The 17,481-nt window shown below is 40.5% G+C and carries 7 protein-coding genes; 1 reads left to right on the top strand and 6 read right to left on the bottom strand.

Going from position 1 to position 17,481, the window contains the following annotated elements; genetic code table 11:
* Positions 1-29: 29 nt before the first annotated feature.
* The 6 genes from IPM47_12890 to IPM47_12915 all read right to left on the bottom strand — a co-directional run bounded on the left by IPM47_12890 (position 30) and on the right by IPM47_12915 (position 6,158).
* Positions 30-1,241 (bottom strand): hypothetical protein, encoded by a 1,212-nt coding sequence (locus IPM47_12890; protein QQS27774.1) that lies wholly within the window; start codon positions 1,239-1,241, stop codon positions 30-32.
* Positions 1,235-2,077 (bottom strand): CHAD domain-containing protein, encoded by an 843-nt coding sequence (locus IPM47_12895; GenBank protein ID QQS27775.1) that lies wholly within the window; start codon positions 2,075-2,077, stop codon positions 1,235-1,237. Before IPM47_12895 ends, IPM47_12890 begins: the two co-directional genes overlap by 7 nt.
* A gap of 23 nt (positions 2,078-2,100) precedes the next feature.
* Entirely contained in the window at positions 2,101-2,793 is a 693-nt protein-coding gene (locus tag IPM47_12900) for an ABC transporter ATP-binding protein (GenBank protein QQS27776.1), read from the bottom strand.
* Between the two features lie 106 nt (positions 2,794-2,899).
* Positions 2,900-4,114 carry an ABC transporter permease gene (locus IPM47_12905; protein QQS27777.1) on the bottom strand — a complete coding sequence of 405 codons (1,215 nt, stop codon included), beginning with the start codon at positions 4,112-4,114 and terminating at the stop codon, positions 2,900-2,902.
* Positions 4,115-4,150: 36 nt separating this feature from the next.
* Complete coding sequence (locus IPM47_12910; protein ID QQS27778.1) at positions 4,151-5,365, bottom strand: ABC transporter permease; 1,215 nt, start codon at positions 5,363-5,365, stop codon at positions 4,151-4,153.
* A gap of 37 nt (positions 5,366-5,402) precedes the next feature.
* A complete protein-coding gene (locus IPM47_12915; protein ID QQS27779.1) occupies positions 5,403-6,158 on the bottom strand; it encodes an outer membrane lipoprotein-sorting protein in 756 nt (251 codons plus the stop codon).
* A gap of 442 nt (positions 6,159-6,600) precedes the next feature.
* Between IPM47_12915 and IPM47_12920 the strand changes: the two genes are divergently transcribed.
* Complete coding sequence (locus IPM47_12920; protein ID QQS27780.1) at positions 6,601-17,475, top strand: choice-of-anchor L domain-containing protein; 10,875 nt, start codon at positions 6,601-6,603, stop codon at positions 17,473-17,475.
* Positions 17,476-17,481 lie beyond the last annotated feature (6 nt).

Genomic DNA, 17,481 nt, shown 5'->3' on the forward strand with positions numbered 1-17,481 from the left:
TTTATAAAACTTCAGTCGGTCAAAGTTATTTAAATTGCCGAATAACTCCATTTAAGTCTGAAAAATATGGCATTACCCAGGTTTTCAATAGATTTCCTGTTGGATGTTTGAGCAAAAAATAATTGTCCTATCAGGTCTAAATCCCAGTTCTGAGCTAAGTTATAAGAAAGAGAAGGAAGTGCTGCAAGAAGATGGCCGTTTGGAGAATAGAGAACTGCAGCACTGGCATTAAACAACGGGGTAAAACTTTTACCGGTTTGAAGCATGGATGTTAATTTGACCGGCATCAAACTTTTGGGGGATAAAGTAAATGAATAAAGTTCTGACAAGTTTTCCAACGAATTGGCACCGGCACTGTTAAACAAAGCCGAAAAATTAACATACCAACCTTTGGGAAAAACATAATCTACTCCTGTTGAGGCACTCAAAACTCCGCGGTTGTTTAATAAATTTTGATAGGGCAAAAAATAAGAAGCCTCACCTTTCCAACCGGCATTGCCTAAATTGCCGGCCCAACCGGTACCAAATACGGCATCAGTCAGGTACTTTCCCACTAAAATTTGAAAATCATAACCCTTTAAATTAAATCCAAATTTTGTAGCTGCAATCCAATTGTCAGAATTTGTTGCCGGTGCAACTGCTAAATCTAAATTAGTAAAGTCGGAAAAAAAAATCTGGGCTCTTATGGCATCAGTGCCGGGTCGTTCTTCGTAATCAAAGTCTAAAAAATTGTAAGAGTTAAATACATCATTGGGGTTCCAAACGGTATTTAAACCCCAGTTGATTCTTTGTCTTCCGGCGCGCAAACTCCATACTTCGGTTTGATACTCTATCCAAAGTCTGTCGAGTATGCTGTGAATGACCGCCCCGTTTTTATTCACCCAAATTTGAGATAAGTCAACAACACCGTTTCCAACATCTATTGACTTTGCAAAATTGGGGTTGATTTTTACCTGTTCGCCTAAGAATACCCGGTTTCGCAACTCGGCTGCAAAAGTAAATTTTGGAGTTGGCAGCCATTTGAAATTTATTCGGTGATGTAATAATTGCCCGGTAATTATAGTATTCAGGTCATTGGCATACTGTATAGTTTGAAGAGATTTTACATAACCGCCCAGTTGATATTCTTGAAGTTTGAGCGAGTCATTTTGAGCTAAAACCAATTCGTTCATTAAAAGGCTTAACATACAAAGGATACCTATTCTGGCAGGAAGCAGAAATATGTCAAAAGACTTCAACATTCTACTTTAATTTTTGACAGTAGTGCCGTTAAATGCGGTAAACGAAGATTTATTTCCTTTGATAAATCTGCTTTTCGACAGTATAGGTTTTCGATAAAGTTATTAAAAACTGTGTCATCCGTAACAATTGTTTCTACTTTCAGTTGTTGAAGATATTCAATAGCTACATCATAATCCTGCCATTGACCGATTAAATCTCCTATTTCATCGAGAACCGACAGAAGTTGGTTGGTAAATGTAAAAGTATAACCGCATAGTACAAGAAATCTGGAGTTATAAGACCATTGTTTAATTATTTTACGAAGGTTATGGAGTTCATGTTCATTTTCGAAAATGATTTTAATCTTGTTAGTTGCAGTTTCAATACAATATAGTTGGTATTTGATTATGCTACTTTGATTGATACTTTGAACTGATTTTGCAAATTTTTTGATTGATTTTTGTTTACCCGGCCATTGGGTATTCAGGCATTTGAATTTAAATTTCTTCTCTAAAGAGTTTTGTTGTTGTTGCAATAATTCTAAAAAGGGATGCATTTTCTTAGCCAATGGACTATTGCTGATGAGGTTGTAATGATTATGACAATCACGCAGTTTACCGGCGGCTTTGTATAGTTTTAAATAACTCTTAAAATAAGAACGTACAGAATTTCCTTTTTTTGTAAATGAAGCTAAAATCAGTAAAGCCCTCCATTTTTTAACCATTACTCTCAGTTGATGAATTTCTTCTTCAAAAGGAGAGGCTGTAGTTAGCTCAAATTGTTTTAAAAAGTCTGAAAACAGGTTGCCTGCTTTCTTTACTGCAATTTGTTTTTTTAGCTTTTTTATCTTAATCATTTTCTGTTGTTATTCAATCCTGTTTAGACCACCGCGTAAGTATCAGAAGCGACGCTGCCATCTACTAAGGTAATAACTCTTCGGGCTTTGTCAATAACCCGTTGATCATGGGTGGAGAAAATAAAGGTCATGTTTTCTTCCCGATTGAGTTTATCCATTATATCGAGCAGATTAGAGGCTGATGCTGAATCTAAATTAGCTGTTGGTTCATCTGCTAAAATAAATTGAGGTTTGGATGCCAGAGCTCTTGCAACAGCTACACGTTGCTGTTGCCCACCGGAAAGTTGTGAAGGACGTGAATCCATTTTATCAGCTAAGCCGACTTCTGTTAATAATGCTTTTACACGTTGGTCACGGATGTGTTTTGATATATTTTGCAATAACATGATGAATTCAACATTTTCGCGGGCAGTTAATACAGGAATTAAATTAAATGACTGAAAAACAAATCCAATATTATACAATCGGAAATCAATCAGTTTGCCTGGCGATAAGCCTGTTATTTCTATGCCATTGATTCTGATATGTCCTGAATTTGGACGGTCTAAACCTCCGATTAAGTTTAGCAAAGTTGTTTTTCCGGAACCTGAAGGTCCCACTAATGCAGTAAATTCTCCTTTTTGGATTTGCAAACTGACATTATTAACGGCATATACGGGGATGGTATCCGGATTGTAGATTTTACTCACATTTTGAGCATCAATAATAGTCTCCATTTATCTTTGTTAGTTTTATTGCGGATTTTAATTTTTAAAATGTCATTCCATATAGGTTTCGTAGAAGTTGTAATTTTCAGGCCTGCTATAGTTAATCAGTTCTTACTTACCTTCTGATTGCTTCGACAGGATTTAGTCTGAGAGCTCTTATAATAGGGAAGATAGCGGAAATTACTGCAGTAATTAAAACTAAAATCAGGATTTGTATATATTGAGTAAATGGCAAATCGGGGTAAATCACGTTGCTGAAACCAAAATCACCCATTGATTGCCCGGCTACTGCTGTCAGATCAATGCCATGAACTGATAAGTATTTTATGATACCGAAAGACAATAAAAAACCCACAGGCGCACCGGACAAAACTAAAAAAACAGTTTCTGTCATAATCATGGCATAAAGTTTAAGCCTGTTCATTCCAAGAGCCATGAGAACTCCCAGCTCTTTGGTTCTTTCCAAAATTGCCATCAACATAGTGTTGATTATCCCAAAAGCCAGTGCTAATAATATAATAACTGAAAAAATCATAGAAGCTTGATTCATCGTTGATAATATTAGTGCAGTATCAGGAGAAATTTCCCGCCAGTCCTGCACTTTAAGCAAAGGATTATGGGCGGTTATCTGGTTTTTTACGGTTTCAGTCCAGCTATCATTTTGCAGTAAAACTGCAATTTCATGAGCTTCATTTGTCAGATTTAACAAACCCGCAATGTCAGACATTTTTACATAAACATTTCTTTCGTCAAGTGAAGTATTGTAAGATTGATAAATACCTTCTACCCAAAAAGCAGAAGAGACCAGATTGTCTTCATTGTCTTGAAAAGTCAATACAACTTTTGAGCGCAGTTTTAACTTCAACTTTTTGGCAAGCTTTGCACCTATTAATATTCCGTTTGCTTTTTTACTTGTAAAGTAATCTCCCTCATTGAGTTTACTTTTCAGTTGAGAAACAGAAGCTTCATTATCCGGCAAAATGCCGTTAATTTGAATTCCGCTACTTCCGGTTGCATTGGCAAGCATACCCATTACAATTGTTCTGATAGTAGATGCCCTAACTCCTTGTAATTGGGTGATTCGAGCAAGCACATCATTTGCGTTTGTGATGGTTGGTGCTTGTGTAAAATCTTTTGTAAATTCAGGATGATGGAGTTGTATATGAGCAATTTCATTTTCGATAGCTATTTTAAATCTTTCCTGTCCCATTCCCCAGTAGATGGAAGCTATGAAGGCTCCAGCCCAAATTCCGATAGCGACAGAAACCATTATCACCAAGCTTCGGGTAGGATTTCGCCAAATATTTCTCCAGGCAATGTTCACTATCATAATAGAATGGATAATTATACTTGACAAGTCTTTAAATTATTTTTTCATAGCCTCAACTTCGTTAAGGGTAAATACTTTCATAATAGGGTAAAGGGATAACAAGAAAGCAATACAGGATATTATTATAGTCTGTTCCAACATGAGTGATGGGCTGAAAATAGTAGGTATTACCGGTTCAAACCCATAACCCTCGTACATTTCAGCCATTTGCCCGGTAAATCGCAATGGGTTAACACTTAAGTAATAAACTAAAGGAATACTAACCATGATGCCTGTAATGCAACCGGTAATTGTTACTAATAAAGACTCAATCAACACAACACAGGCTAACCGAAGTCTTTTCATGCCAATGGCCATCAGCATCCCAAATTCATAGGTTCTTTCTGCAGCCATCATTAAGAGAGTTCCAAAAATACCGAATGATACGAGCAGATATAACATGCCGATAATAATATAGGTACTTCCTTCTTTAGTTCTGATTAACTCCTTAATTTCAGGCATCATTTCTGCCCAGGTCATTACTTCATACTTAACTCCGGCAAGAGGAATCAGTGCTTTCACCACTTTTTCCAAATTTGCAGGGTCGTCTAATGACAACACCAGAGATGTTAGCATATCAGATGCTCCATAAAGATTTTGAGCAGCATTTAGTGGCATATAGATCATGCCTTCATTGAGCTCAGGAGAAGCAAATTTTAATATTCCAAGAATTGGATATTTACCGGCTGCCGTGCTACCATGATACCCTTGGCCTAACAAAACTATGGTGTCTCCGGTATCAATTTTCAGTTTTTTGGCCAACCCTTCTGTAATCAGGACCGCACTATCCTGAAGAGTCAGGTATTTCCCCCGAATTATCTTGTTTTTTAATTTAGTAACAAAATCTTCATTGTCCGGATCAATACCTACTACAATACTTCCCTTCGTAACTTCATAAGAAGATGCTAAAGCAAATGATTCAAGTCTTGGAGTAATAGCTTTAATATGCTGCTGATTTAAAATCAATTTGTTCAGAGTATCTTTATTGGCAAAGCTGTTATCTAAAATTTGCTCATCCCAATAACCTTTTAAGTGGATTTGAGCATAACCGGTGTAAAAACTCACGACATTTTTTGTCAGATTGTCCCATACTCCTTTTTGCAGCGATATGGTAAACACAGACAATAAAACTGCAAAGAAAACCGAGGCCATAGTGATAAAAGTACGGCTTTTATTTCGCCACAAATTTCTCCAGGCTAAGGTGAATAACATATATAATAACTTATTTGATGGGTTGTTTTAGCTAATTCTACTTCACTTTTTTCAAGTTTTGCAAGGTAAAGAAGTTATCTTCAATATTCATATTCAGTTTCAGTGTTTTGTAGGTTATAACAGTTAGATGCCCCGGTTTATCTGCGGGAGACATCACCATTTTAGTAGGTAGAAGTCTGCCATCAAGTACTTTAACCTCTGAACCTTGTAAGGTATTGATGAGGTAATTGTCCTCATCATAAAACTCAGTTCTTAGTTGAAGAAAGTTATTCTTTTCAATCCAAAGTATAATCTTCCCCCAAACCACTGCGGCATCAGTATTTGGCACTAACTCAATTTTATAGCAATCATAACCTTCCACCAGCTCATTACCTAATATTGTATGAGTATAATCGTCAACTATTGAAGATTCCTGTACTAAATCATCATTCGTAAAATCTGTCCCCATCCAGGACTGAGACATCATTGAAGGAGGCAACTTAATAGTTCTTTCGAGACTGGGAAGCCAATTCCAAATTTCCTTTTTGCGCTTTAAAAAAGCAGTGCCTTTATCTTTTGCCGGTGAAAGTATCAGGATTAATGCGTAATCATCGCCTTTTGACCAGGATTTAATATCCATTGATCTGTTCCAGGCAGGACGTATGACTTTGAAATTGATTTCAGAAATGGCACTATTGCCGCGTAAGTGATCAACAGCATTTTGAACTATCTGTTTTGCATCCTGAGCAACCAACAAAGTGCAGGAAAAAAATAAAAACAATATAGTAAAACTTAATTGTTTAAAACAGTTCATAAAAAAAATTTGATTGCAAGTTAAGAAAATTGTACATTAATGAGTTCTGAAAAGTTTAAATATAGATTTAATCGCGAACAGATTAAATTAAAAGCAATAACTTTGAACTAAAATATTCGGTCACATTCTATTTATTTAAATAGATGTAAAAAGCCCTTCTATGAAACATTTAGTATAAAAAATAATTGTGTTTACTGGTTATCGGTAATGATAAAAACGTCTGAATAGTTTTTGTTAAGTTTTTAAAAATAGATTTTGAACAATAGCTTTGCAACCATAATGAATGATTTTTCAGTCTTTTATAGTTGTCCAAAAAAAGTCTTAAAAATGCTATTTTTAGGTTTTATCAAAAAAATGTCATAAAGACTATCAATTGCATTAGGCTATAAAGGAAAAAATTTCTATTTTTATCGGTCAAATCTTATTTTCAAATTATCACGTTATGAATAAAACATCTACACGACACATTTGGCTTTCTGTTTTTTGCTTTATTTGCTTGTCATTCTTAAATATAGAATCAAATGCACAATGTAGTTTCAGTGCAAATGTCGGTGCCGTAAGCTTAGGATCTATTACTCCTACCGGCACCTGGCAAACAACAGGATGCGTTACAGGAGGAGATTATTACACATTTAATGCAACTGTCGGACAGCAATTTGCATTTACATTTTGCGGAAGCGGCGGTACTGCAAGTTGGGATACTGAATTAAGCATTAATACCGCTGCAGGTGCCGGAGTTGCCGGTGCATACAATGATGATTTTTGCGGCATTCAATCCCAGTTGACATGGACCGCTACTTCAAATGGTACATTTGCCATTTATGTAACCGGTTTTGGTTGTACCAATAATGCAAATTGTGCTACATTAGCATACAGGGTTATTACGCCACCACCACCACCAACTGCATTAACCGTACAAACCGGCGGAAACAACAGTAATGCCTCCTGGTTAGTACAAAATGTTTTCTTAACCGGATGTTCACAAGTATCCGGTGTAACATTTACCGGTAATAATCAAGCTATCGGACATTTTATAAACGGAGCAAGTATTGGTATTCCCGAAGGAATTATCATTGCAAGCGGTGCAGCTACAAATGCTCAAGGCCCAAATAACTCAACCGGAGTAACTTCTGCTTTCGGAACTCCCGGAGATGCTAACTTGACTGCTTTAACTGCCTCTACCCCCTGTGGCAGCCCTGCACCAACTTTTGACGCAGCATTTATTCAATTTTCATTTGTTCCGCTTACAAACTCTGTTCAGTTTCAATATGTGTTTGCTTCGGATGAATATCCCGAATATGTATGCTCATCTTTTAACGATGTATTTGGTTTTTTTATAAGCGGTCCCGGTGTACCACTTCAAAACATAGCATTGGTTCCAGGTACCAGTACTTATGTGGGGATTAATACAGTCAATCCAACCAATAACAGTGCTTTTTATAATGCCAATCCTGCAGGAAGTATCATTACACAATATGATGGTTATACGGATGTTATGACCGCAGTTGCTACCGGACTAACTCCCTGCCAAACTTATACCATAAAACTGGCAGTTGCAGATGCAGGCGACTCAATTTTAGATTCTGCGGTATTTTTAGCTGCAAATAGTTTTAATGCGGGTAATGCTGTTTCAGTCACATCATTTGTACCCAGTAGTGGTACACAAGACGCTTATGAAGGTTGTCAGGATGGTTATTTTGAATTTGTTAGAGGTGATGTTACGGATCTGAGCCAACCTATCGTACTTCAAATTTCTGTTACAGGAACTGCAACCCCGGGTGCTGACTATCAAACACTTCCAATTACAGTAACTATTCCCGCCGGACAAATTTCTTATCAGTTACCGGTTATTGCTTATGCCGATTTATTACCCGAAGGGTTTGAAAGTATCATTGTACAAATCAATGAATTACAATGTAATTGTACTTTCCCCCCACCGGCACAATTAAATATTTACGACAGCCCGGAACCATTTAATGCTTTTATCAGCGATCCACCTACTATTTGTCCCGGTGAAAACGCTTTGATTGCGGTAATTGCTTCGGGTAGTACATTTACACCCTATACTTATGTATGGAGTAATGGTCAGAACGGTCCTGCTGTTACAGTTACACCGCCTGTATCAACGAGTTATTCTGTAACAGTTACAGATGCTTGCGGTAGAACTACTACTGCAACAATTCAGGTCAATGTAAGTAATGCTCCACCGAATGCTGCGATCAATCCTGCAGGACCATTTTGTAGTAATGCTTCCCCTGTTACTCTAACAGCAGTTAGTGCAGGAGGAACCTGGTCAGGTCCCGGGGTAAATCCTGTAACCGGCGAATTTGACCCAGTGGCAGCATTTGGTACAGGTCCAGGCCCTTATACAATTACTTATACAGTTAGTAATTCCTGCGGGAGCAGTACACAAAATACAACGATAACCGTCAACCCTGTTGCCGTGCCGTCCATTAATCCGGTTACTCCGGTTTGTCAGGGGGCGGTAGCTACAACAACATTAACTTCTAACGTTCCCGGAGGCACCTGGTCAGGACCAGGCATATTAGGCGGTACAAACACGAGCGGTCAATTCAGTTACGCATTGGCGGCCTCTTTAGGTGCAAGTCCCTATACTGTTACTTATACAACACCTGCACCTTGTGGCAGCAGTACTACAACTACGATTTCAGTTCTTGCGCAAGCAACTGCAGGTATTTCTCCTGCTTCTACAATTTGTAATGGTCAGAGTGCGACTATCACAGCAACAGGAGGAGGAACATATCAATGGAGTTCGGGCTTAGGAACCAATGCGACGATTACAATATCACCTACTACAAATACAACCTATACTGTTACTGTTACCAATACTGACGGATGTACTGCAACAGCCAATACTACTGTTACTGTAAATAATATCAACCCACCGAGTTTGGCTGCACCCAGTATTTGCCCGGGCCAAAACGTTAGTCTAAATGCCGGTCCCGGATACACGCAGTATCTGTGGTCAACCGGAGGAGCTACTCAAACTATTACTGTAAACCCAAGTGTGAATACATCCTATACGGTTACTGTTACAAATGCCGCAGGCTGTACTGCATCTGCAAGCGTGAATGTAACCATCAGTTCCAACATTGTTCCGCCAAATCCATTACCACAAACCATCTGTTCGGGAAGCTCTGTAACACTTAATGCGGGTTTAGGATATGCTTCCTACAGTTGGTCTTCCGGAGGTTCCGGTCAAACTGTTTCAGTGAGTCCGACAACCACAACAACTTATACTGTAACAGTATCCAATGTTCAGGGTTGTACTGCTACCGGAAGTGTTACGGTTACTGTGAATTCTATCACCCCTCCAACAATAGCTCCCCAGCAATTATGTCAGGGAGGCTCTCCAGTTGATTTGACTGTGAATGGAGGTCCTTATGCAAGTTATGCTTGGTCCAACGGTGGAACCAGTCAAACAATTTCAGTCAATCCGTCTGCAACAACAACTTATATCGTTACAGTTACCAATGCTGCAACCTGCACGACTACTGCAAGTGTTACAGTTACAGTAAATACTATTTCTCCACCGGCAGTTACTTCGGCTTCTACATGTTTAGGGGGAAGTGCTACGATTTCTGCTCCACCTTTATTTGCAAATTACCTTTGGTCAGATGGTTCCACCTCTCAAAGTATTACAGTAAGCCCTGTAACCGGAACCAGTTATTCTGTAACGGTTACTGATGCAAATGGATGTACGGCTGTTGGTACAGGAACCGTTTCTGTTAATAATAATCCCGCTCCTGCAATAAGTGGTTCACTTTCGTTTTGTATTGGAAGTAATACAACATTATCAGCACCTCCCGGGTTTAGCACTTATGCCTGGTCACCTTCAGGTTCAACTTCCAGTATTACAGTCAACACACCCGGAACATATACCGTAACTGTAACTGATGCTAATGGGTGTACGGGTACTGCTTCAGTAAATGTTACACAGGAAGCGTCTCTTAGCCCGGCTATTAGTGGGGATTTAACACTCTGTGCCGGAGAAACTTCAACATTAGATGTCGGTGCAGGTTTTGCAAGTTATCTTTGGTCAACCGGTTCTACAACAGCAAGCATTACTGTTCCACCCGGAATCTATAGTGTAACAGTAACAGATGCGGGTAATTGTAGTGGTACTACTGAGGTAGAAGTTGTTGCAAATCCTGCTCCAGAAGTAAGTATTTCAGGCGATCCAACGGTTTGTGCCGGAGATGATTCGAATCTGGATGCTGATGCCGGATTTGTTCAATATTCGTGGTCAACCGGTGCTTTCGGGCAAAGTATTTTAGTTACCACACCCGGCACATACGTTGTTACTGTAACTGATGCTAACGGATGTACCGGAACCAGCAATTTTGTCGTTACAGAAAACAATATTATTCCTCCTGCAATAACTCCTCAATCTACTTGTGCCGGTGTGAATGCACCTCCTTTAGATGCCGGTCCGGGATTTAACAGTTATCTATGGTCAACCGGAGCAACCACTCAATCTATCGTTGCAGCACCTAATGCTACAACGACTTATAATGTAACTGTAACAGGAGCAGAGGGGTGTAGTGCTACTACAGATGCTACCATCAATGTAATTTCGCAACCACAGGCTGTCGCCGACCCTCCTCAAAGTATATGTAACGGTGATATGGTATTCGTTGGGGTTACCGGAAACGGTGATACTTATACTTGGGATAATGGAGATACCGGTTTTGTTATTGCAGTCAGTCCTTCAGTTACCACAGTTTATACTGTTACTGTTTCTATTGGCGGAGTATGTTCGGCAACAGATCAAACTACTGTATTTGTCAATCCGCTTCCAACCCCTGATGCAGGTCCTGATCAGGAAATTTGTTTAGGACAGGAATCGGCTACCCTCATAGCAACAGGTGGCTTAATATATTCCTGGGATGGTTTTGTTGGTAACAATCAATCAATTGTAGTTAGTCCAACAACCACAACAACTTATACGGTTACAGTCACCGACGCAAATAATTGCAGTGCAACAGATGATGTTACGGTTACTGTCAATGAATTAACCGGCTTGACCATAACAGGTGCAGTGCCCGTTTGTGAAGGAGATCCGGCAACATTGACCGCAAGCGGTGGTCTTACTTATTACTGGAGCACCGGTGAATCCACAACCTCTATTTCAGTAAATCCGATTACCACCACCAGCTATACCGTTACGGCAACAGATGCTAACGGATGTAGCGCAGAGGTTACAGAAACAGTAGTAGTTAATGCTATTCCACTTGCAATTCCCGGCAGTAATATTCCCTGCGAAGGGACAGATTTACAGCTTTCGGGCGATGTTTTTGTACCGGGCGGAGTTCCTCCGGGCAGTACAGTAGTATATAGTTGGACTGGACCCGGAGGATTTACATCTTCTAATCAGTTCCCATTAATTCCGGGTGTCAATATAGCCCAGGAAGGAGTATATACGTTAGTAGTAACTGTAAATGGTTGTCCTTCAGCAAGTGCAGATGTCAACATAGATGTTCTTCCAAGCCCGGTTGCAGTTGCTACAAATAATGGGCCTGCTTGTGCCGGGGATATTCAATTGCAAGGATCTACAAGTTTATCGGGAACAACTGTTTCCTATCAGTGGACAGGTCCGGGTGGATATAGCTCTATATTACAAAATCCTATCCTATCCGGAGGTAGTGCGTTATCCGGCACTTATACTTTGGTAGTTACAGTGGATGCCTGCCCATCAGCACCGGTTACTACAGATGTTGATATATTCCCTATACCTCCTTTAACAATCTCAGGAAATCCCATTTTCTGCGAAGGAGCAAGTGCTGTAATTACAGTTGATGAATCCTACCCAACTTATCTTTGGTCAAATGGCAGTACAACCCAAAGTACCACAGTTACTACAGGTGGTGTTTATTTTGTTACGGTAACTGACGCAACAGGATGTACGGCAGCTCAATCTATCAATATAACTGTCAATCCATTACCAACCCCTGCTATAACCGGTGGAGGTGTAACAGTTTGTGCAGGTTCACCGGTGTTGTTAAGTTCAACAGGTGGTTTTTCTGCATATCAATGGAGTAATGGAATGAACACAAAAGATATAACTGTTAATCCGGAATTCAATACAATCTATACTGTTACTGTAACAGATGCGAACGGATGTACAGGTACTGCAACTACAAATGTGGATGCCATCCCAAGTCCGGACATCACCATTACAGCTCCACCGAGTATTTGTTTAGGAAATAGCGCAACTATTACTGTAAACGGTGATCCGGCACATGATTATTTATGGAGTAACGGAAATACTTCACAGTCATTTACAGTTTCTCCGGCTTCAACAACTACCTATACAGTTACTGCAACGAATAGTATTGGATGTACCAGAACAGCCTCTGTTGAAATTGTAGTTGATTTTACTTTGAGTCCTTCGATTACAGGTGCATTGGTTGTATGTCCGGGATTCTCAACAACATTAAATCCCGGAGCTTATGCAGCTTATGCCTGGAGTACAGGTAGTACAAATCAAACTATCACAGTTTTCCCAACCGGCCCGACAACTTATACGGTTACTGTTACAGATGCAAATGGATGTACCGGTGCAAACAGCGTCTTGGTACAACTAAACGTCGCCCCAACTCCGGTTATAGATGGAGTAATAGGTTGCGGAAACTTTGTTGAACTGACAGCACCTGCGGGTTTTGACGAATATATTTGGAACAACAGTGCCACTACACAAATCATTAACCCAACTATAGCGGGCACCTATCAGGTTACCGTTACAGATAGTAATGGTTGTACAGGGGAATCAAATACTTACCCGGTAACTTTCCAACCTGACCCAAGTATTTCAGTATTAAGTACAACGGATGCTACCTGCGGAAATAACAATGGAGGAATGAGTGTAACAGGTACCGGTGGTACAGCACCATTAACATATTCGTGGTCACAACCCGGAGGCCCTACAGGGCCATCTGCTACTAATTTAGGAGAAGGCACTTACAGTGTTACGGTGACAGATGCAAACGGATGTTCTGCAACAACATCTGCTGATATTGTTAATATTGCAGGGCCAACTATTGACAGCATGTTACCTGATGATGCAACATGCGGATTAAATAATGGTACAATAGATGTTTCAATTTCCGGCGGAACAGCTCCGGTAAACTACTTATGGTCTCATAATGCACTGCTCAACAGTCCAAATGCAACAGGTTTGGGCACAAACAGCTATACTGTAACAATCACAGATGCCAATAACTGTACCGATGTTGAAACGGTAAGTATCACAAACCTTGCAGGTCCAACCTTAGCTCCGGGTGCGGTTGTAAATGCCGCATGTGGTGTTGCGAATGGTTCGGTTTCTGTTATTCTTTCAGGCGGCACCTCTCCAATCACCTATTCATGGTCACATAACCCGGGTTTAAACAGCCCCGATGCAATTAATTTGTTATCAGGAAGCTATACCGTTACGGCTACAGATGCAAACGGATGTCAGGCTATTCAGCCTATGGCAGTTGCAAATGATGGAGCACCTACTTTAGCTGTAGATAGTGTAAGTCCTGCTACTTGTGGAAATAATAATGGAAGTATCACAGTATCTGCAACTGGTGGTTTCGGAACATTATCTTATGAATGGTCGCATGATCCAACCCTCACAGGTCCTACCGCATTTGATTTGGCACCGGGTAATTACTTTGTAACAGTTACTGATGAAAATACTTGTGAAGCTGTACAGGTGGTTATTGTGAGTAATTTACTAAGTCCGGTTTTACAAGTAACAGGAGTTTTACCTGACAATTGTGGAGCCGGTACCGGCAGTATTACTATATCAACTGCCGGAGGTACCGCCCCGATAAATTATTTATGGTCACATGATGGAACATTAAACAGTCCGACTGCTAATGGTCTTTCTGCTGCAACTTATACTGTTACAGTTACTGATGCAACCGGATGTACAGCATCTATCAGTGCGCCTGTAGTTGCAACTACTAATCCGACATTAGCAGTTACAACCGAAAACCCGGCCAGTTGTAGTCAGTCCAATGGTAGTGGTGCTGTTGCAGCAGCAGGGGGTACCGGACCTTACTCGTTCGAATGGTCTCATGATCCAACACTAAACTCAAATGCAGCTACAGACTTAGCAACCGGCACTTACGACGTAACTGTAACAGATGCAAATGGATGTATTGCAGTTACAACCGTAAATATTTCAACGTTAAATGCTGCAGTATTAAATTTGGTGAGTACTGCTAATGCTACTTGCGGTAATGATAATGGCAGTATCACTATTTCAGCAACAGGTGGTAATGGCACACTAACCTATTCATGGTCACATGCTCCTCTTTTAAACAACACAACTGCAACAGACTTACCTGCCGGCAGTTATACAGTAACTGCAACCGATGCCACCGGTTGTGTCAGTACTTTGGATATTAGTATCAGTGCAGATCCTTTACCTACTATTAGTATATCCGGGGTCAATCAAACCACTTGCGGTGATGATAACGGAAGTATCTTGGTTACCGGTTCAGGAGGTACAGGTACTTTAACGTATTCATGGTCACATGACAATTCTTTGAACAGCGATAGCGCTGTAGATTTACCCGCCGGTAGTTATACTATATCAGTTACAGACTCAAATGGTTGTTTAGCAACTACAAATACAACAATCAATAGTTCGGAATCACCGGTTGTTAGTGTTTCATCTACAACCAATGCTACTTGTGGAAATGCTAACGGAAGTATTACTTTTGCTACTACCGGAGGTACCGGAGCGATAACTTATGCATGGTCATCACCCGGAGCTACAGGGCCTTCAGCTTCAGGATTACCTGATGGTACTTATACCGTAACAGTTACTGATGCTAATGGTTGTACGGATACAGAAAGTGCGACAATTACAAATTCCACACCGCCAACTATAGCTGTGGACAATATTTCAGATGCAACCTGTGGGGTTAATAATGGCAGCATTACGGTTATTGCCTCCGGCGGAACCGGAGCACTAAACTATACATGGTCACAAGCAGGATTACCCAATAGTCCGACCGTAACAGGGTTGGCTGCCGGTTCTTACACAGTAACAGTAACAGATGCAAACGGCTGTACCAATTCAACGAATGCGGTCATAGCAAATCCTGATGGGCCTGTTGTAAGTGTGGGAAGTACCTCTGATGCAACTTGTGGTTTGGCTAATGGAAGTATTACCTTTACCACAACCGGTGGAACAGGAATTTTGTCTTATAACTGGTCTCAGGCCGGAATACCCGATAGTCCTACAGGCACAGGTTTAGCCGCAGGTACTTATACAGTTACAGTAACCGATGAATTGGGTTGTTTGGACATACAATCTGCAACTATTGGTGATTCTCCATTACCAACTGTTAGTCAGGATGTCATCACTCCGGCAAGTTGCGGGCAGTCTGATGGATCTATCAGTGTAATTGCAAGCGGAGGAACAGCAGGTTACTCCTATAGCTGGTCACATAACAATGGTTTAAATAGCTCCATTGCTACTGACCTTGCAATTGGTTCTTATACCGTAACAGTAACTGATGCTAATGGTTGTACCGGAAGTGTGACATTGGATGTGGGCACATTAAACGGGCCTGACGTTGCATTATCAACTTTGGTAAATGCAACCTGTACTAACGATAACGGAAGCGTAACGGTAACAACTTCTGGAGGAACAGGGATAATTTCTTACACATGGTCGCATGATTCAACACTTACAGGAACAACTGCTACTGGGCTTGCTTCAGGTACATATATTGTAACTGTTTCCGATGAAAACGGATGTCAGGATGTATTAACTACTACGGTTAACTTCTTTGGTTCACCAACCGTAAGTTTAAGCTCAATCGGATCTGCCTGTGGATTAACCGATGGAAGCGCAACAGCTACAGTAGCAGGTGGTACAGCACCGCTTACTTATACATGGGCACATGATGGAACATTAAATGCAGCAGTTGCAACCGGCTTAGCTCCGGGTGATTATGCTGTTACAGTCACTGACAACAACGGATGTGTATCTAATGCCACAGTTACGGTTCCCGGAAATATGCCGCCGCCTGCACCAATTTGTGGAACAGTTACCAATACAACTTTGCAGTTTGTCTGGGATCCTATTCCGGGTGCTACCGGTTACGAAATCAGTATTGATGGAGGTACTCCGGAAACATTAACCGCCGGAACAACATCTTATACTGCAACCGGATTAAGCCAAAATACTACCATTACCATAACAATTTTTGCTCTCGGGCCGGTTGAATGTGGTAATAGTATAACCGTTTCTCAGGATTGTACAACTACCAATGTGGCATGTCCGACTATTACTCCCGAAATAATTGGGCTGTCGGCAAGCTATTGTGTGGATGCGAATTCAGTAGTATTAAGTGGAACTCCGGCAGGTGGTATATTCAGCGGCACCGGAATAACCGGTACAACCTTTGATCCGGTTTCCGCAGGTGTAGGTACACATACTGTCACTTATGAATTTACAGATCCCGATGGATGTTACTATATAACTACTTTGCCGGTTACAGTTGTAGATTTGCCGGTTGCCCTGTTTACAGCTCCCGAAGTAATTTGTTTGGGAGATCAGGCTACCTTTAATTTTACCGGAACTGCAAGCCCATCCAGTACATATAGTTGGAACTTTGGCAGTGCAGGAAACCAAACAGGCGCAGGACCTCACAATATAACATGGAACAGTCCGGGCACTTATACTGCAACTTTAACAGTCAGTACTCCTGAAGGCTGTTCCTCTGATTATTCTTTGCAAGTTGGAGTTTCTAATGTGAATGTTACTGCAACTACACCAATAGGATATATCAACTCAGGAACTTCTGCAACTTTAACAGGAACAGCAACATCCGCTTTAAGTGGACAGTTAACCTATACATGGACTGCTTCAAGTGGCACTTTGAGTTGTACGGATTGCCCGATAACCATTGCAACACCAGTAGATGACCTGACAACCTATACATTTACCGCCGTAGATGAATATGGTTGTGAAGCAACTGCTTCTGTTCAATTAGGTTTGATTTATCAAAAGTTAGTAACTATTCCAAATGCGTTTTCACCTAATGGCGACAATACCAATGACATTTTCAGGCTGACAGGGCTTAATGTTGAATCAGTCAACCTTTATATCTATGATAGATGGGGAGGACAAATGTTCCAAATGATTGGTGAGGATATTGAAAAAGGCTGGGATGGAACGTTTAAAGGTAAAAATGCTGAATTAGGAGTTTATGTTTATTATGCAGAAGTTACATTTACCGATGGTACTTCCGAATTCTTTAAAGGCAATGTAACCTTGATTCACTAATTTTCC

Source organism: Sphingobacteriales bacterium, from assembly GCA_016700115.1.
GTDB lineage: Bacteria > Bacteroidota > Bacteroidia > Chitinophagales > UBA2359 > UBA2359.